At 69.4% G+C, this 17101-nt stretch carries 16 protein-coding genes and 1 pseudogene; 5 read left to right on the forward strand and 12 right to left on the reverse strand.

What is annotated here, in order from left to right:
• Positions 1 to 32: 32 nt before the first annotated feature.
• On the reverse strand, positions 33 to 1313 hold the full coding sequence (gene glyA / locus BRW65_RS16375; protein WP_073876323.1) for a serine hydroxymethyltransferase: 1281 nt from the start codon (positions 1311 to 1313) through the stop codon (positions 33 to 35).
• Positions 1314 to 1438: 125 nt separating this feature from the next.
• Here glyA and coaA point away from each other — a divergent pair, with 125 nt between their 5' ends.
• Positions 1439 to 2377: a type I pantothenate kinase gene (gene coaA / locus BRW65_RS16380; RefSeq protein WP_073876325.1), complete on the forward strand. Its 939-nt coding sequence runs from the start codon at positions 1439 to 1441 to the stop codon at positions 2375 to 2377.
• Positions 2378 to 2380: 3 nt separating this feature from the next.
• On the opposite strand, the gene BRW65_RS16385 is transcribed toward coaA, so the two are convergent.
• The 3 genes from BRW65_RS16385 to BRW65_RS16400 form a co-directional block, all read right to left on the reverse strand.
• The gene (locus BRW65_RS16385; protein ID WP_073876327.1) at positions 2381 to 2806 is read right to left on the reverse strand and encodes a hypothetical protein; all 426 of its coding nucleotides are present in this window, start codon (positions 2804 to 2806) and stop codon (positions 2381 to 2383) included.
• A 270-nt stretch (positions 2807 to 3076) separates the two neighbouring features.
• Positions 3077 to 4447, reverse strand: a complete 1371-nt coding sequence (locus BRW65_RS16390) for a hypothetical protein (protein ID WP_073876329.1) — start codon at positions 4445 to 4447, stop codon at positions 3077 to 3079.
• 251 nt (positions 4448 to 4698) lie between these two features.
• On the reverse strand, positions 4699 to 5487 hold the full coding sequence (locus BRW65_RS16400; RefSeq protein WP_073876331.1) for a (2Z,6E)-farnesyl diphosphate synthase: 789 nt from the start codon (positions 5485 to 5487) through the stop codon (positions 4699 to 4701).
• 156 nt (positions 5488 to 5643) lie between these two features.
• On the opposite strand from BRW65_RS16400, the gene trhA reads away from it, so the two are divergent.
• Positions 5644 to 6411, forward strand: coding sequence for a PAQR family membrane homeostasis protein TrhA (trhA, locus tag BRW65_RS16405; protein ID WP_073876333.1), 768 nt, complete (start codon positions 5644 to 5646; stop codon positions 6409 to 6411).
• Between the two features lie 5 nt (positions 6412 to 6416).
• On the opposite strand, the gene BRW65_RS16410 is transcribed toward trhA, so the two are convergent.
• Genes BRW65_RS16410 through mca form a run of 4 tightly spaced genes read right to left on the reverse strand, consistent with a single transcriptional unit; the run spans position 6417 to position 9970 of the window.
• Entirely contained in the window at positions 6417 to 6788 is a 372-nt protein-coding gene (locus tag BRW65_RS16410) for a nuclear transport factor 2 family protein (protein ID WP_073876335.1), read from the reverse strand.
• Between the two features lie 11 nt (positions 6789 to 6799).
• Positions 6800 to 8812: a thioredoxin domain-containing protein gene (locus BRW65_RS16415; RefSeq protein WP_073876337.1), complete on the reverse strand. Its 2013-nt coding sequence runs from the start codon at positions 8810 to 8812 to the stop codon at positions 6800 to 6802.
• Entirely contained in the window at positions 8799 to 9101 is a 303-nt protein-coding gene (locus BRW65_RS16420; protein ID WP_073876339.1) for a hypothetical protein, read from the reverse strand. Before BRW65_RS16420 ends, BRW65_RS16415 begins: the two co-directional genes overlap by 14 nt.
• Positions 9098 to 9970 (reverse strand): mycothiol conjugate amidase Mca, encoded by an 873-nt coding sequence (gene mca, locus BRW65_RS16425; protein WP_073876341.1) that lies wholly within the window; start codon positions 9968 to 9970, stop codon positions 9098 to 9100. Before mca ends, BRW65_RS16420 begins: the two co-directional genes overlap by 4 nt.
• A 115-nt stretch (positions 9971 to 10085) precedes the next feature.
• Here mca and BRW65_RS16430 point away from each other — a divergent pair, with 115 nt between their 5' ends.
• Entirely contained in the window at positions 10086 to 10511 is a 426-nt protein-coding gene (locus BRW65_RS16430; protein ID WP_073876343.1) for a DUF4307 domain-containing protein, read from the forward strand.
• A gap of 220 nt (positions 10512 to 10731) precedes the next feature.
• Positions 10732 to 11226: a transcription elongation factor GreA gene (gene greA, locus BRW65_RS16435; RefSeq protein WP_007168983.1), complete on the forward strand. Its 495-nt coding sequence runs from the start codon at positions 10732 to 10734 to the stop codon at positions 11224 to 11226.
• 83 nt (positions 11227 to 11309) lie between these two features.
• Here the strand turns inward: greA and BRW65_RS16440 are convergent, their stop codons facing one another.
• The 4 genes and pseudogenes from BRW65_RS16440 to BRW65_RS16455 form a co-directional block, all read right to left on the reverse strand.
• Entirely contained in the window at positions 11310 to 12470 is a 1161-nt protein-coding gene (locus BRW65_RS16440; RefSeq protein ID WP_073876345.1) for a cystathionine gamma-synthase, read from the reverse strand.
• 48 nt (positions 12471 to 12518) lie between these two features.
• A pseudogene (locus tag BRW65_RS16445) lies at positions 12519 to 13225 on the reverse strand (RDD family protein).
• 102 nt (positions 13226 to 13327) lie between these two features.
• Positions 13328 to 14722: a cystathionine beta-synthase gene (locus tag BRW65_RS16450; protein WP_073876347.1), complete on the reverse strand. Its 1395-nt coding sequence runs from the start codon at positions 14720 to 14722 to the stop codon at positions 13328 to 13330.
• Between the two features lie 69 nt (positions 14723 to 14791).
• Entirely contained in the window at positions 14792 to 15859 is a 1068-nt protein-coding gene (locus tag BRW65_RS16455) for an alpha/beta hydrolase fold domain-containing protein (RefSeq protein ID WP_073876349.1), read from the reverse strand.
• A 244-nt stretch (positions 15860 to 16103) separates the two neighbouring features.
• Here BRW65_RS16455 and BRW65_RS16460 point away from each other — a divergent pair, with 244 nt between their 5' ends.
• The gene (locus BRW65_RS16460; RefSeq protein ID WP_139273151.1) at positions 16104 to 17066 is read left to right on the forward strand and encodes an SGNH/GDSL hydrolase family protein; all 963 of its coding nucleotides are present in this window, start codon (positions 16104 to 16106) and stop codon (positions 17064 to 17066) included.
• The last annotated feature ends 35 nt before the right edge of the window (positions 17067 to 17101 follow it).

Genomic DNA, 17101 nt, shown 5'->3' on the forward strand with positions numbered 1-17101 from the left:
GACAAATGGTGACTTTGGTCCTTCAGCCGCGCTCAGCGGTCGACCAGCGTCCACTCCTCCAGGCCGTCGTACAGCGGAAACTCACGGGCGAGCCGGGTCACCCGCTGCCGCAAGGCGGACAGGTCGGCCGCGGTACCCGCGGCCAGCGCGGTGGCGATGACGTCGGCGACCTCGGTGAACTCCGCATCCCCGAAGCCGCGGGTCGCCAGCGCCGGCGTCCCCACCCGCAGGCCCGACGTCACCATCGGCGGCCGCGGGTCGTTGGGGACCGCGTTGCGGTTGACCGTGATGCCGATCTCGTGCAGCAGGTCCTCGGCGGCCTTGCCATCGAGCGGGGAGTCGCGCAGGTCGACCAGCACCAGGTGGACGTCGGTACCGCCGCTGACCACCGACACGCCGGCCTTGGTGACGTCGGGCGCGGTTAGCCGGTCGGCGACGATGCGCGCGCCGGACAGCGTGCGCTGCTGGCGGTCGGCGAACTCGGGGGTGCCGGCGATCTTGAGCGCGACGGCCTTTCCCGCGATGACGTGCATCAGCGGCCCACCCTGCTGACCGGGGAACACCGCGGAGTTGATGGACTTGGCGAACTCCTGCTTGCCCAAGATCAGGCCGGAACGCGGCCCGCCGAGCGTCTTGTGCACCGTCGTGGACACCACGTCGGCGTGCGGCACCGGCGACGGGTGCAGTCCGACGGCGACCAGGCCGGCGAAGTGCGCCATGTCGACCCACAGCTTGGCGTCGACCTCGTCGGCGATCGAGCGGAACGCCGCGAAGTCCAGGATCCGCGGGTAGGCCGACCATCCGGCGATGATGACCTTGGGGCGGAACTCGAGGGCCTTGGCCCGCACAGCGTCCATGTCGACCAGGTGCGTCGTGGGATCCACGCCGTAGAAACCGGTTTCGTAAAGCTTGCCGGAGAAGTTCAGCTTCATCCCGTGCGTCAGGTGGCCGCCATTGGCCAGGTCGAGGCCCAGCAGGCGGTCCCCCGGCGTCATCAGCGCGTGCAGGACGGCGGCGTTGGCCTGCGCGCCCGAATGTGGCTGCACGTTGGCGAAGTCGGCGCCGAAGAGCGCCTTGGCCCGGTCGCGGGCGATGTTCTCCACGACGTCGACGTACTCGCAGCCGCCGTAGTACCGCCGGCCGGGCAGACCCTCGGCGTATTTGTTCGTCAGCACGCTGCCCTGGGCCTGCAGCACCGAGCGCGGCACGAAGTTCTCCGAGGCGATCATCTCCAGCGTGTCGCGCTGGCGGCCCAGCTCCTTGCCGAGCAGCTCGGCGATGTCGGGGTCGACCTCGGCGAGCGGGGAGGACATGAGGGAGGCTGTGCCGGAGCGAGCGGGCCGGGCGTCGGGTGCAGCAGTCACGGCGCCAGTCTATCCAGCGACGGTTTAGCCAGCCCAGCCGTCGGGCGCGCGTCCGACCCTGCAACACTTGCACCATGCCGCGGCTTAGCGAGCCGAGCCCCTACGTGGAGTTCGACCGAAAGCAATGGCGCGCGCTTCGCATGTCGACGCCACTGGCCCTCACCGAAGAGGAATTGATCGGCCTGCGCGGCCTCGGCGAGCAGCTTGACCTCCTCGAAGTGGAAGAGGTCTACCTGCCGCTGGCCCGGCTCATCCACCTGCAGGTCGCCGCCCGGCAGCGGTTGTTCGCCGCCACCGCGGAGTTCCTCGGCGAACCGCAGCAGAATCCGGACCGGCCGGTGCCGTTCGTGATCGGCGTGGCCGGCAGCGTCGCGGTGGGGAAATCCACCACCGCCCGCGTGCTGCAGGCCCTGCTGGCCCGCTGGGATCACCACCCGAGGGTCGACCTGGTGACCACCGACGGCTTCCTGTACCCGAACGCCGAACTCGACCGGCGAAACCTGATGCACCGCAAGGGCTTTCCGGAAAGCTACAACCGCAGGGCGCTGATGCGGTTCGTGACGTCGGTCAAGTCCGGCTCCGACTACGCGTGCGCGCCGGTCTACTCGCACCTGAAATACGACGTCATTCCCGGGGCCAAGCACGTCGTCCGCCACCCCGACATCTTGATCCTGGAGGGCCTCAACGTGCTGCAGACCGGGCCGACGCTGATGGTGTCGGACCTGTTCGACTTCTCGCTGTACGTGGACGCCCGGATCGAGGATATCGAGCAGTGGTACGTATCGCGATTCCTGGCCATGCGCAGCACGGCCTTCGCCGACCCGGAATCGCACTTCCACCACTACGCCGCCCTCAACGACACCAAGGCGGTGGCCGCGGCGCGCGAGATCTGGCGGTCCATCAACCGGCCGAACCTGGTCGAGAACATCCTGCCCACGCGGCCGCGAGCCACCCTGGTGCTGCGCAAGGATGCCGACCACTCCATCAACCGGCTCCGGCTGCGCAAGCTCTGAAGGTCACGCCGTTACGAGACGGCGCACCCCCAGGTACTGCAGCCAGGCGAAAGCCGCGGTGTACACGCCGACGGCCAGCGTTGCGGCGATCCCGGTCGCGGACAGCGGCAGCGCGCCCGCGGCCACGATGGCTGCCAGCGTGAACAAGATGTTGGCCACGATGACGCCGATGCCGACGCGGCGCAGGTTCGGCGCCGCCGCAACGAGGAACACCGCCAAGCCGCTGAACACGAAGAGGGCGCCGAGGCTGTACTCCTGCAACGACGTCAGGCCCGTCAGCGATGAAAGTGGGTCGGCGAGAAAGGCGATGGCCAAACCGAATATTCCCGTCAGAGTGGCGTCGGCGCGCATGGCGAAACGCAGCAGCGAGTCGGTCGCGTCGTACAGGGGTCGGGTCGCCAGACCGGATGCGCCAGATGCATACATCATGTGATTACTCCTCGCGATGGCGATTGGGGTCGAACATCAGCGTGCCGCCGGCCCACTGCCATATCGACTCGTGGCACTGCCAACTACTGCCACGAATACACAGACCAGTGCGTTCGCCCGGCTATTCCCGTTTGCGGCTCCGAATCACGACTGTTATTCGACAGACGCCAGCCTGGTGTTCAACAGCCCCAGCCGTCACAGCGTTCTTGGCGCACGACGATGTGCCCGCCTCTGAGCGACGGAAGTGATAGACGCGGCGCCGGGGTCGAGCTAGTCGCTGGTCACCGGAACGCGGGCCCGAAGGTCCGCGGCGATCAGCCGGGCGGCGGCGTTCTGCCAGTTGTGCAGCGAACGCTGCGGCACCTCGGTCACCAGCCACTGCCAGGCCTGCCGGGCGATCGGATCCAATCCCGCGGCGGTGGCGTTCTGCGCGTACGCGCGCACCCCGACGACGTAGGGGAAGTACAGCGAGTTGTAGTGGCGCCATTGGTCGGTGGTCCCGAAATCGCCGCCGTCGCGCGGTTTGAGCCGCCCGATCGCCTCGGCGAGAACCGCCTTGAGCTCGTTGGCCCGCTCCAGCGGATGGTCGGGCGCCCCCCGGGCGGCGAGCCGCTCGTCGATCACGGGCAGCGCGGTCAACGGGCTGGCGACCAGCTTGCTCAGGTCGGCGTAGTGCGTCAGGGCCCGGCGGGTGAGCCTGGCGAATGTGGCGTCGTCGACGTGGTCGAGCGGATGCACCGACCGCAACGGCAGCGCCGCCCCGGTGTTGCGCAGCGCCGCCCGATCCTCGCGTAGTGCAGGCGATCTGGAGAACGCCAGCCGGTCGAGAATCCCGGCCAGCGGGTCGGCGAGCACCTGCACGGCGATCGCGACGCCCAGGCTGGTGAACAACAGCACGGTGAGCGCGATCTGCGCGGCCCGGTCGTCACGGGTCAGCGCGAGGCCGATCAGCGCCTGGGCGCCGAACAACACCGCCACCGCCACCGATCCGGCGAACGAGCGAAGCATGTCGGCGCGCAACGCCTGGCCCTCGTCGAACGCGTCCCACAGGGCGACGGCGACCCCCAGGGAGAGGACGTCGATACTCGTCGACGCGAGCGCCACCCAGCTGGGCACCAGACCCAGCGGAATGATCAGGATGGCGTTGCCCAGCGCGAAGAACAGGGTCGCGACGACGGCGAGCCCAATGGCCGACCGCGGCCGGCGAGGCTGCCGCAACGCGAAGGCCATCGCGCCGAAGGTGGACACCGAGATCGCCGCGAACATCACCCAGTGGCCCGAGCGCAGCGGCCCCTCGACGCCGCCGGCCAGCATCGCCCCGAACAGGGTCAGCGCCGCCACCCCGGCAACCAGCAGCACCTCTCGGGTGCGCGCCCTCGAGCCGTCGCTGGGCCGGGACAGCTCCACGAGCACGGCGAACCATGCCACGCCGGGGACGGCCACCAGGTAGATCTCGACGCGGCTCAGCAGGTGCGCGTACTCCGGGCTGACGGTCCGCACGGCGTCCAGCCCCACCACGAACGCGAACCCGCACAGCCCGATCGCCGCCAGCACCAGGACCGGCTTACGTGGATCGCGAGCCAGCAGGTACAACCCCAGCCAGCCGCTCAGCGTGAACACCACCGCCGACAGCGCAGCCATGAACCTAGTTTGTCACTTTTCCGATTCGTGCCGACCCGCCGCGCCCGGCTCCGCCGCGCTTGCGATCGTCACCTTTCCGATTCGTGCCGACCCGCCGCGCCCGGCTCCGCCGCGCTTGCGATCGTCACCTTTCCGATTCGTGCCGACCCGCCGCGCCCGGCTCCGCCGCGCTTGCGATCGTCACCTTTCCGATTCGTGCCGACCCGCCGCGCCCGGCTGCGCCGCGCTTGCGATCGTCACTGCGGCACAGGCTACTTGCCGTACCTGCGGTGCCGCTGACTGTAGTCACGCAGCGCACGCAGAAAATCGACCCGGCGGAACGCGGGCCAGTGCGCCTCCGTGAACCACATCTCCGAATACGCGCTCTGCCACAACAGGAACCCGGACAGGCGTTGCTCCCCCGACGTGCGGATGACCAGGTCGGGATCGGGTTGCCCGGAGGTGTAAAGGTTTTCGGAGATGCCGTCGACGGTGACCGCGTCGATGAGCTCCTCGGCGGACGCACCGTTGGCGAGCTCCTTGCTCAGCAGCGCCCGCACCGCGTCGACGATCTCGCGACGGCCGCCATAACCGACCGCGACGTTGACGTGGAACGGCGCCACGACGGGCGTCGACTCCACCGCGCCACGCAGCCGCCGGGCCGGCTCCTCGCCGAGCAACTCCAGATCGCCGACGGTGCGCACGCTCCAGCGGTTAGCCGGCGCGCAAATCTCCTCGACGACATCGGTGATGATTTCGATGAGCCCGGCCAGCTCTTCGGGATCGCGCTGCAGGTTCTCCGTGGACAGCAGGTAGACCGTGGTCATCTCGATGCCGGCCTCCTGGCACCAGCGCAGCATCTCGGCGATCTTCGCGGCGCCCATGCGGTAGCCGTAACTGACGTCGGCGTAGCCGGCGTCGCGCGCCCACCGCCGGTTGCCGTCGCACAGGACCGCGATGTGGCGGGGTAGGTGGGATTTGGACGACGCCAGACCCTGCCGCAACCGCAGCTCGTAGACGCGATACAGCGGCTCTTTGAGACGCGGCGGGATGATTTCCACGGAGACCCAGCCTACTGTGACCTACACCAAATTCCCCCCAGCCAATCCGGCGATCTCACCGCGTGCGGACACCACGGGCCGGTGGTTGCCGACTACTGTGGCGGGTAAGCAGCCCACTGGCAGTTTCCCGACCTGCACGACAAGGCCCCAGGAGATATGAGCAGCCAGACGAGCACACCCGCCAGCCCAGAGCGCGGAGCAGAGGCCATCACGCCCGGCAACACGGTCGAACAGCTTGTCGAAAGCGCGGCCAGCGTGTTGACCAAGCCCCGCATGCGCGGCTGGATCCACTTCTACTCGGCGTGGCTGGCGTTCATCACCGGCGCGACCCTGGTCTCGGTGTCCTGGGCCGCGTCCTCGCCGCGCGCCGGGCATTCGACGCTGGTCTACGCGGCGGCCACGGTGGCGATGTTCGCCGTGAGCGCCACCTATCACCGGGTGCAGTGGAAATCCGACGCGGCCCGCAACGTGATGAAGCGGCTCGACCATTCGATGATCTTCGTGTTCATCGCCGGCAGCTACACGCCGTTCGCGCGGCTGGCCATGCCGCAGCAGACCGGGGTGGAGGTGCTGTGGATCGTGTGGGGCGGTGCGGCGGCAGGCATCCTGCTCAAGGTGTGCTGGCCGTCGGCGCCGCGCTGGCTGGGCGTGCCGCTGTACATCGTGCTGGGCTGGGTGGCCGTGTGGTTCTGCCCGACCATCCTGCACAAGGCGGGAGTGGCCGCGATGGTGCTGCTGGCCGTCGGCGGCGTGTTCTACAGCGTCGGCGGCATCTTCTACGCGCTGCGCTGGCCCGACCCGTGGCCCAGCACGTTCGGCTACCACGAGTTCTTCCACGCCTTCACCGCCGTCGCGGCGATCCTGCACTACATCGCCATGTGGTTCGCGGTGTTCTATGTCGGCAACCAGGCGTGGCTGCACTGAGCGGGCTAGGAGTGGCTGACGTCGGCCGCTGACCAGTAGGCCTTCATGTGGGCGACCTTGCCGTCCGCGTCGAACGCCATCACGTCGATCGGCTCGATGACCATGCGGTGCTCCCCCGCGACGATCGTCAGGCGGAAGTGGAAGGCCGCCTCGTTGCCGGCGACCCGCAGCGTCACCAGCTCGCACTCGCGCTGCACGTCATTGACCGCGGAGTAGAAGCCGTGGATCGCCTGGCGGCCGATGTGCACCTCGCCGCCGACGGGATCCTCGACCGTGGCGTCATCGGCATAGAGCTCGACCAGCTCGTCGGCGCCGCCCTTGGCGACCAGTTCGATGTAGCGGTTGACCGTGTCGGTGATGTGTTCGGCGCTCGGCATGAAACGTCACGCTACCGTGGCGCCGCCAGCGCCCTCGCGAGGTCTTCGGCGGTGGCCACCGGCAAGTCGCACACCCGGCCGCGGCACACGTAGGCTGCGTCGGCGCCGCCCACCCGGTCGCGGCCCGCCAGCAGTGCCGACGAGTCCTTTTCACCGCCCACGACAATCGCCCCGCCGGGCGCCAGCCGTCGCGCCTCCGCCAGCAGCGGCGACCGCGACGGATCGCAGGCGACCGCGATCTGCAGCGGCCCCCGAACCGCCGCTTCCGCCACGGCCAGCCAGTGTCCCGCCGAACGCGGCGCGCGTTCCAGCAGCAGCGAATGCGCTCCGAGCGCCTCGGCCGCCGCCCGCAGGTACCGCTCCGCGCGCTCCCCGTCGACCAGATGCGCCGCGGTCAGCAGCGCCTCGGCGATCGAGGACGCCCCGGACGGGGTCGCGCCGTCCAGCGGGTCGGCGGGCCGCATCATCAGCCGCTCGGCGTCGTCGGCGGTGTCGAACCAGCGACCCGGTTGCTGCGGGTCGGCGAAGTGCCGCAGCGCGGTGTCGAGCAACTCGGTCGCGACCGTCAGCCAGGCGGCGTCGGCGTCCAGCTGGTAGAGCGCGAGCAGTCCGGTGGCCAGCATCGCGTGGTCCTCGAGGATGGCGGCGCTGTCGCCGACCACCCCGCCCAGGCTGGCCCGCCGCAGCCGCCCGTCGACGAGGTGCGAGCCCAGCAGCGTGGTCGCGCAGTCCCGCGCGGCCCGGGCGAGTTCGGGGTCGCCCAACGCGACGCTGGCCTCCGCCAGTGCGGTGATCGCCAGGCCGTTCCAGGACGTGACGACCTTGTCGTCGCGTCCGGGCTGGGGCCGGGTCAGGCGGGCGGCCAGCAGGGCGGCCCGGACCCGCTCCAGCCGTTGCGGGTCGTCGGGATCGGCGGGCAATTGCAGCACCGACGCTCCGTGCTCGAAGGTGCCGTCCGCGGTGACCGCGAAAACGGTTGCGGCCCAAGGCCCGTCGTTGGGACCAAGCGCTTCGGCGAGCTGCTCGGGCGTCCAGACATAAGTCGAGCCCTCGCGACCGTCGGCGTCGGCGTCCAGCGACGAGGTGAACACGGCGCCGTCGGCCAGATCGTCGAGCAGAAAGCGCGCGGTCTGGGCCGCGACCCGGCGCGCCAATGGGTCCCCGGTGCGCCGGGCCCAGTGCGCGTAGGCGCGCAGCAGCAACGCGTTGTCGTACAGCATCTTCTCGAAATGTGGCACCACCCAGGCGTCGTCGACGCTGTACCGGGCAAAACCGCCGGCGAGCTGGTCGTAGATGCCGCCGCGGGCCATCGCGTTGCCGGTGCGCACGACCGCGTCCAGCGCAGCCTGGAACCCGGTGCGCTCGTAATGGCGCAGCAGCGCCTCGAGAATCGCCGACGGCGGGAATTTGGGTGCGCCGCCGAAGCCGCCGCGCGCGGTGTCCTGGTCGTCGAGGACCGCGGCCACCGCGTGGTCGCACAACGCCGGCGCGACGTCCGGGCCGCCGGAGGGCAGGCCGGCCGCCATCGCACGCAACTCGCCGGCGATCGCGTCGGACGCCTCCTCCACCTCGCCACGGCGCTGGCGCCAGGTGGCGGATACCGCCGAAAGGAGTTGCAGGAAGCCATCTTTCGGATAATAGGTGCCGCAGAAGAAGGGCCTTCCGTCCGGCGTCAAGAAACACGTCATCGGCCAACCGCCGTGCCCGGTCAGCGCGACGGTGGCGTTCATGTAGACGGCGTCGAGATCCGGGCGCTCCTCCCGGTCCACCTTGATGCAGACGAATCCGGCGTTCATGGCGGCGGCCACCTCGTCGTCCTCGAACGATTCGTGGGCCATGACGTGACACCAGTGGCAGGCCGCGTAGCCGATGGAAAGCAGGATCGGCACGTCGCGCTCGGCCGCGGCCGCCAGGGCCTGCGGGGTCCACTGCTGCCAGTGCACCGGGTTGTCGGCGTGCTGCCGAAGGTACGGGCTGGTGGCCAGCCCGAGGGTGTTCGTCGAGGCGGCGTCAGCCGGACTCATCGCCGGGTCCCGGGGGCCGCTCCGGAGGCTTCGGTTGGCCCGGGATGTGCCCGTCATCGACCGCGTCGGTGCCCTCGTCGGCGGCCTGATCGGGCTCGGGATGCTTGGGGTCGAACGACTCGGGCACCTTCTTGAGCTGCCGGTTCATCGACCGAAGCAGCAACAGCGTGGCGATAAGCAGCAGCACGACGATCAGCAGGCCGATCGGGCTGGCCTTGCCGAAGTCGGGACCGGTGTGTTGCGGCGCGCCGTCCGCCAACGCGCTGGCCCTCGCGAAGAGGTGGTTCACCCGTCACCCTCGATTCCGGCGAACAGGTCGTCCTCGGGTAGCCGGACGGGGACCCGCGAGCGCGCCAGCTCGAATTCCTCGGTCGGCCACAGCCGCTGCTGCCACTCGATGGGCGCGGCGAAGAAGTCGTGCTCCGGATCGATCTGGGTGGTGTGCGCCCGCAGCGCGTCGTCGCGCTGGCTGAAATACGCCGAGCATTCGACGCGCGTCGTCACCCTGGACTCGAAGGGGTCGTGCGCGGCGTCCCAATGCTCGAGCCACTTCTTGAACGGGGGTTCCTGACCGCGTTTGACGGCCTCATCGTGCAGCAACTGCATCCGGGCCCGCAGGAACCCGTGGACGTAGTAGAGCTTGGACACCGTCCACGGCTCGCCCGCGTCCGGAAAACGCCGAAAATCGCCGGCCGCCTCGAAGGCGCCGACCGAAACCTGGTGGCAGCGAATGTGATCGGGGTGCGGGTAGCCGCCGTTCTCGTCGTAGGTCGTCATCACGTGCGGGCGGAACTCGCGGACCACGCGGACCAACGCCTCGACCGACTCCTCCAGCGGCACCAGCGCGAAGCATCCTTCCGGCAGCGGGGGCGGCGGGTCCCCCTGCGGCAAGCCGGAGTCGACGAAGCCGAGCCAGGTGTGCTCGACACCGAGGATCTCGGCGGCCTTCGCCATCTCGTCGCGGCGGATCTCGGCGATGTGGCCGTGCACCTCGGGCAGGTCCATCGCCGGGTTGAGAATGTCGCCGCGCTCACCGCCGGTCAGCGTCACCACCAGCACCCGGTGGCCCTCATCGGCGTAACGAGCGAGGGTGGCCGCGCCCTTGCTGGACTCGTCGTCGGGGTGGGCGTGCACCGCCATCAACCGCAGCTCGCTCACGTGCCCCCTTGTCGGTCAACTGGTCGCCGGTTGCGAACCTATAATTCCAGTTCTTCAGATCGTTGCATGCCGCCGGCCAGCGTCCGGCAGCCGACCATCCAGGCATACCCACCAGATGACCGAAACTTCCGCCCCACGTCCCGAGAGCCGCTACGGGCGCTCCCGGGTGCCCCGGCGTTGGGTGATCGTCGGCCTGGGCGCACTGGTGGTCGCGGCCGGCCTGGTGATCGCCGTGGTCGGCTACCAGCGGCTGGGCACCAGCCCCGTGACCGGCACCCTGGCCGGCTATCGGCTGATCGACGACCAGACCGCGTCGGTAACGATCAGCGTGACGCGATCCGATCCGTCGCGGCCGGTGGACTGCATCGTGCGGGTCCGGGCGAAGGACGGCAGCGAGACGGGCCGGCGTGAGGTGCTGGTTCCCCCGTCCGAGGCGCCCACCGTGCAGTTGACCACCACCGTCAAATCCAGCAAACCGCCGGTGATGGCCGACATCTATGGGTGTGGCACCGATGTGCCCGCATATCTGCGGCCGGCGTGAGCCCTCGACAACAGCCGAACTGCGAATTTGGGTCATCTTTTGTTTGCGCGGTGGTAACATGGGTGAATGCACGGTTCCTGATGGGACCGTGTATTGCTGCATTATGGCCGTGAGCACAACGGATCGGCAGCGCTCGGGGAGAGAACCCGGATACCTCCGGCGGCGGGGTTTAACAGGCTTACGCGGTTACGCGAAACGACAATACGAGGAGCACGACGAGATGACGGACACTTCGGTGACGTGGCTGACCCAGGAGTCACATGACCGGCTGAAGGCGGAGCTCGATCAATTGATCGCGAATCGTCCGGTCATCGCCGCGGAGATCAACGACCGCCGGGAAGAAGGCGACCTGCGCGAGAACGGCGGCTACCACGCCGCCCGCGAAGAGCAGGGCCAGCAGGAGGCCCGCATTCGCCAGCTGCAGGACCTGCTCAACAACGCCAAGGTCGGCGAGGCGCCCAAGCAGTCCGGCGTCGCGTTGCCCGGCTCGGTGGTGAAGGTCTACTACAACGGCGACAAGTCGGACACCGAGACGTTTCTGATCGCCACCCGCCAGGAGGGCGTCAACGACGGCAAGCTCGAGGTGTACTCGCCCAACTCACCGCTGGGCGGCGCCCTGATTGACGCCAAGGTGGGCGAGACCCGCAGCTACGTCGTGCCCAACGGCAACACCGTCGAGGTCACGCTCGTCAGCGCGGAGCCCTACCACTCCTAGTCTGCTCGCGATCCCCCCGCGAGCAGACATGAAATCGCACGCCACAGACCTGGCGCATGCGAGTTTGCGACTGCTCGCGGTGGTTAGTCGAGCGCCTGCTCGAGGTCTGCCAGCAGGTCGGCCACGTCTTCGATGCCGACCGACAGCCGGACCAGGTCGTCGGGCACTTCCAATTGCGAACCGGCCGTCGACGCGTGCGTCATCGCGCTGGGGTGCTCGATCAGCGACTCCACACCCCCGAGCGATTCGGCCAGGATGAACACCTCGGTGCGGGCGCACAGATCCCGGGCGGCTTGCCGGCCGCCGCGCATGCGCACTGACACCATGCCGCCGAACCCGTGCATCTGCCGGGCGGCGACCTGGTGCCCGGGGTGGCCCGGCAGGCCCGGATACAGCACGGCACTCACCGCCGGATGCCCGGCGAGGAATTCCGCTACGGCCGAACCGTTTTCGCTGTGTCGCTGCATCCGCAGCACCAGGGTCTTCAGGCCGCGCATGGTCAGGTAGGCGTCGAACGGGCCGGGCACTGCGCCGGCACCGTTCTGCAGGAACGCGAAGGCCGCGTCCAGCTCGGCGTCGTTGGTGATCAGCGCGCCGCCCACCACGTCGGAGTGGCCGCCGATGTACTTGGTGGTCGAATGCAGCACCACGTCGGCGCCCAGCGTCAGCGGCTGCTGCAGTGCTGGCGAGGCAAAAGTGTTGTCCACCAACACCTTCGACGAGGACTGTCTACCGAGTTCGGCGAGGGCCGCGATGTCGGCGATGGACAGCAGCGGGTTGGTCGGCGTCTCCACCCAGATCAGTCGCGTCTGCGGCGTGATCGCCGCGCGGACGGCGTCCGCGTCGGACAACGCGACCGGCGTGTACTGAACGCCCCACTGCGTGAACACCTTGTCGATCAGCCGGAAGGTGCCGCCGTAGGCGTCGTTGGGGATGATCACGTGGTCGCCGGGTCGCAGCATCGCCCGCAGGGCGCAGTCGGTGGCGGCCATGCCCGAGCCGAACGCCCGCCCGTGGCTGCCTTCTTCGACGGCCGCGAGCGAGGCCTCCAGCGCCGCGCGCGTCGGATTTCCGGTGCGTGCGTATTCGAATCCGCCGCGCAGGGTGCCGACGCCGTCCTGGGCGAAGGTGCTGCTGGCGTAGATCGGGGCGTTGACCGCCCCGGTCGCCGGGTCCGGCCGGTAGCCGGCATGAATCGCTTTGGTGGCGAGTCCGGTGAAGTGTCCGGTGCGGTCGGCGCTCATCGACGATCAGCCTAGGCGACGGTCGCCCCGGCTACCGCGCCCGCACGACTAGCCCGGCTGCGGCTCGGTTCCGTCGAGCGGCAGGCAGACCGTCGTCATGATCTTGTCCGCCAGCGTTTGCCGCTTCGAATCCCAAAGCGGGAAAAGGAAACCGATGAAGCAGATGACCGCGTCGACGAAGTGCGCCAGGGACCGCACCACGGACATTCCGAAGCCGATGGGCTGGCCGGTGACCTCGCTGACCACCTTGAACTTCATCACCGACTTGCCGACGCTCGACCCGGTGGTGCCCTGGCGGTAGCCGTAGTTCCAGATCAGATAGAACAGCCCCACCAGCGACGCCAACCACTGCGCGGCCAGGCCGAGGGTGGAGTTCTGGGTCGCGCAGTACTGGTTGACGGCGTACTGCGTGACGTCGGTGACGCAGGCCGTCTGCTGCGTGGCGACCAGGATCCCGGTGCCGATGCCGTGCACGACGGCGTACGGGAGGATGTCGATGACGAACGCCAGGAACCGGCTGAGCCACGGCGTGTAGGACTCGGTCGGCAGCGTGCGGATGGCCGGCCCGGGAGGGGGTGGCGCATACCCACCGGAGGACGGCGGGGGCGGCGGATAGGAGCCGCCACCGGGCGGCGGCGGGGGCGGCGGATAGGCACCGCCGGCCGGTGCCGAGGGCGCGGTCTCCTGACCACCGGGCGATCCGGGCGGCGGCGGAGGCGGCGGGTAGGCGCCCCGGGCGGCGGTTGATCGGTCATGAGCACCCCTTCCACTGCGGACCAGCTGAGCCAGGCGGCATTACAGTACCCGAGCGCACGGCGGCCCGGCGAGACATCGTCGCGCGCCGAACGGCCGCGTCGTCAGCGTCGCCGCGGCCCGTCGGAAAGGAATCCGAGCAGGTCATATCGGGTGATCACCCCGACGGGTTTGCCGGCCTCGACGACCATCAACGCGTCCCAGTCACGCAGCGCCTTAACGGCCGCGCTGACCAACTCCCCCGCGCCGATCATCGGCAGCGGCGGGCTCATGTGCAGCGAGACGGCGTCGGCCAATTTGGCCCGGCCCTCGAAGACCGCCGATAACAGTTCGCGCTCGGAGACGCTGCCGGCCACCTCGCCGGCCATCACCGGCGGCTCGGCGCCGACGACGGGCATCTGGGACACCCCGTACTCGCGCAGGATGCCGATGGCGTCGCGCACGGTCTCGGACGGATGCGTGTGCACCAGGTCGGGCAGCTCGCCCGATTTGCGGCGCAGCACGTCACCCACCCGGGCTTGTTCGGTCGACCCGTCGAGGCGGCTGCGCAGGAACCCGTAGGAGGACATCCAGGCGTCGTTGAAGATCTTCGCCAGGTACCCGCGCCCGCCGTCGGGCAGCAGCACGACGATCAGCGCGTCGGGTCCGGCCTTCTCCGCCGCCTTCAGCGCGGCCACCACCGCCATCCCGCACGACCCCCCGACCAGCATCGCCTCCTCGCGGGCCAGCCGCCTGGTCATGTCGAAGGAGTCCGAGTCGGACACCGCGATGATCTCGTCGGGCACCGTGCGGTCGTACGCGTCCGGCCAGAAATCCTCGCCGACGCCCTCGACCAGGTAGGGCCGGCCGGTACCGCCGGAATACACCGACCCCTCGGGGTCGGCGCCGATGATCCGCACGGCCCCGCCCGACACCTCCTTGAGATAGCGGCCCGCGCCGGTGATCGTGCCGCCGGTGCCGATGCCGGCGACGAAATGGGTCACCTTGCCGTCGGTGTCCGCCCAGATCTCCGGGCCGGTAGTGGCGTAGTGACTGGCCGGGCCCTCCGGGTTGGCGTACTGGTCGGGCTTCCAGGCGCCCTCGATCTCCCGGGTCAGCCGATCGGAAACGCTGTAGTAACTGTCCGGGTGCTCGGGCGGCACGGCCGTCGGGCAGACCACCACCTCGGCGCCGTAGGCGAGCAGCACGTTGCGCTTGTCCTCGCCGACCTTGTCGGGACAGACGAACACGCATTTGTAGCCGCGCTGCTGTGCGACCAGCGCCAGGCCGACGCCGGTGTTGCCGGAGGTGGGTTCGACGATGGTCCCGCCGGGCTTCAGGAGGCCGCTCGCCTCGGCGGCGTCGATCATCCTGACCGCGATCCGGTCCTTCGAGCTGCCCCCGGGGTTGAGGTACTCGACCTTGGCCGCCACGATGCCGGCGCCCTCGGGAACGACAGAATTCAGGCGAACGAGCGGCGTGCCGCCGATGAGCTCACTGATGTGCTGGGCGATCCGCATGCGTTCATCGTGTCAGGCACGTTCCCGCTGTGCACGAGGTGCTTCCCCGCGGCGCCCGTGGCGGTTGCGCTAGCCCGTGGCCTCGCGGATGTAGTCGCCGATCTGGCGCAGCGACCGGACCGCTTCCGGGACCATCGGGGCGGCCAACTGGAAGTCGTGGATCTGCCCGGGCCACACCCGCACCTCGGTCGGCACCCCGACCGCTGCCAACCGGCTGGCCGCCAGCCGCGCGTCGTGCAGCAACACCTCGGATCCGGAGACGTGGATCAGCGTCCGCGGCAGGCCGGGCTTGATGTGCTCGACCGGCTCGTAGATCTCCTCGGGCTTCCCCGCGACTTTGTGCTTGTCCGCCGCGCTGGCGACCAGCTCGGCCAGCGCGTCGAACGCCCGGCGCGAGAACATCGCATCGGTGTTGATGTTGGGATGGGCCTGCTTGTTTTCCTTCGCCAGCTGCAGCAGCGGCGAGATCATCACCAACGCGGCGGGCTCCTCGCCTTCCTCCAGGAGGCGCTGCGCCAACGTGAGCGCCAGGTAGCCGCCGGCGGAGTCACCGGCCAGCACGATCTGATCCGGCTGGTATCCCCGCAGCCGGAGCCACTGGTAGCCGTCGTGGCAGTCGGCGAGAGCCATCCCGATCGAGTGCTTGGGCAGCAGCCGGTAGTTGACCACCAGGACCGGCGAGTCGGCGAACTGTGACAGCGCCTCGACCAGCCGGCCGTGCGAGTTGGCCCCGCACGTCAAAAACGCGCCGCCGTGGAAGTAGACGACTACCCGGCGGGTGCCGTCGGCGGGCAGCACGCCGGGCGCTCGCACCAGCTGCGCCGAGGCGTTGGGCAGCTTCACCGTCTCGCGGACGGTGGCCGACACCGGCAGCACCACCCGGGCCGCCAGGTCGATCAGCCCCCAGGGCCAGGGGAAGTTGGGCACGTGGCTGCCGACCGACAGCACCGGCCGGATAGTGGCCCGCGACGTCAGGTTGGCCAGCCGCGCAGCAACGCTGGGCCCGGACTCGAGGACCTCGACCGGCGCGCCATCGCTCATCGCGTATCGGCGCGTCTCGGCGCGACGCGCCTTGAGAACTTGATAAGGACGAAGGGCAGTCCGGGGCGAGCCGGATACCTTACCGGGTGCGCTCATGCTCAACACTTCCTACGCCGTCGTAGTGCGATACAGCATGTGACGGGGCAGCTGAGCGTCTGGTTCAGCCGGTTACTCGAGGCACCCAGCCAACCCCGCGAACTCAGCTTGACAGCCACTTCTTAAGAGAACGTTTAAAGAGTCCGATTTGTTACCAAGTTCGATTCGGGCCGTGATCGGATTGTTGGCAGGCCGACCCCGCAAACATGCAAGCCCATCTAAACTGGAGCCCGTGTCCATGCGGGTGCCCCGTCGTTCGGCGATCGCCCTGGCCACCGCAGGCGCCCTCGCCTCGACAGGCACTGCCTATCTGGGCGCGCGCAACCTGCTCGTCGGCCAGGCGACGCACGCGCGCACCGTCATCCCCAAGTCGTGGGACATCCCGCCGCGCGCCGACGGGGTGTACACCCGCGGCGGCGGACCGGTGGAGCGGTGGCACCGCGGCATGCCCGTCGACCTGCATTTGATGATCTTCGGTGATTCGACGGCCGCCGGGTACGGGTGCCTGAGCGCGGAGGAAGTGCCCGGGGTGCGGATCGCGCGGGGCCTCGCCGAGCAGACCGGCAAGCGAATCCGGCTGAGCACCAAGGCCATCGTCGGCGCCACGTCGAAGGGCCTGTGCGGCCAGGTGGATGCGATGTTCGTGGCCGGGGCGCCGCCGGACGTGGCGGTGATCATGGTGGGCGCCAACGACGTGACGGCCCTCAACGGCGTCAGCCAGTCCGCGCAGCGGCTGGGGCTCAGCGTCCGCAAGCTGCACGCCCGCGGTGCGGTGGTGATCGCCGGCACCTGCCCGGACCTGGGCGTCATCACCGCCATCCCGCAACCGCTTCGGTCGCTGGCGCACGAGCGTTGCGTGCAGCTGGCGCGCGCGCAGGCCGCGGCGGTTCGGGCCGCGGGCGGCATGCCGGTACCGCTCGGACAGTTGATGACACCGCAGTTCCGGTCAACGCCCCACGTGATGTTCTCCCCCGACGGCTTCCACCCGTCCGCCCCGGCGTACGCGATCGCGGCCGACGCGCTGCTGCGGGCGCTGTGCGAGGCGCTGGGCGAGGAAGTCGACATCCCGCCGTTGGAATTGGCGGCGTCGACGACCCCGCCGGTGCTCGGTCAGCGGCACACCCGGACCAGCGTGATGTCGCGGCTGTGGCGGCGCCCGGCACCGGGACCCGCCCCGTCCTCGTGCCCACCGGTTGGCAGCGACTAGATTTGTCCTAGTCCGTCGGCGTCATGTCAACGGTT

Source organism: Mycobacterium paraffinicum (genome assembly GCF_001907675.1).
Lineage (GTDB): Bacteria > Actinomycetota > Actinomycetes > Mycobacteriales > Mycobacteriaceae > Mycobacterium > Mycobacterium paraffinicum_A.

What these genes read in the sequence shown, in the direction of transcription:
- glyA (WP_073876323.1), bottom strand. Translation starts at nt 1,313, where the DNA reads ATGTCCTCCCCGCTCGCCGAGGTCGACCCCGACATCGCCGAGCTGCTC.
- coaA (WP_073876325.1), top strand. Translation starts at nt 1,439, where the DNA reads ATGCCGCGGCTTAGCGAGCCGAGCCCCTACGTGGAGTTCGACCGAAAG.
- BRW65_RS16385 (WP_073876327.1), bottom strand. Translation starts at nt 2,806, where the DNA reads ATGATGTATGCATCTGGCGCATCCGGTCTGGCGACCCGACCCCTGTAC.
- BRW65_RS16390 (WP_073876329.1), bottom strand. Translation starts at nt 4,447, where the DNA reads ATGGCTGCGCTGTCGGCGGTGGTGTTCACGCTGAGCGGCTGGCTGGGG.
- trhA (WP_073876333.1), top strand. Translation starts at nt 5,644, where the DNA reads ATGAGCAGCCAGACGAGCACACCCGCCAGCCCAGAGCGCGGAGCAGAG.
- BRW65_RS16410 (WP_073876335.1), bottom strand. Translation starts at nt 6,788, where the DNA reads ATGCCGAGCGCCGAACACATCACCGACACGGTCAACCGCTACATCGAA.
- BRW65_RS16415 (WP_073876337.1), bottom strand. Translation starts at nt 8,812, where the DNA reads ATGAGTCCGGCTGACGCCGCCTCGACGAACACCCTCGGGCTGGCCACC.
- BRW65_RS16430 (WP_073876343.1), top strand. Translation starts at nt 10,086, where the DNA reads ATGACCGAAACTTCCGCCCCACGTCCCGAGAGCCGCTACGGGCGCTCC.
- greA (WP_007168983.1), top strand. Translation starts at nt 10,732, where the DNA reads ATGACGGACACTTCGGTGACGTGGCTGACCCAGGAGTCACATGACCGG.
- BRW65_RS16440 (WP_073876345.1), bottom strand. Translation starts at nt 12,470, where the DNA reads ATGAGCGCCGACCGCACCGGACACTTCACCGGACTCGCCACCAAAGCG.
- BRW65_RS16450 (WP_073876347.1), bottom strand. Translation starts at nt 14,722, where the DNA reads ATGCGGATCGCCCAGCACATCAGTGAGCTCATCGGCGGCACGCCGCTC.
- BRW65_RS16455 (WP_073876349.1), bottom strand. Translation starts at nt 15,859, where the DNA reads ATGAGCGCACCCGGTAAGGTATCCGGCTCGCCCCGGACTGCCCTTCGT.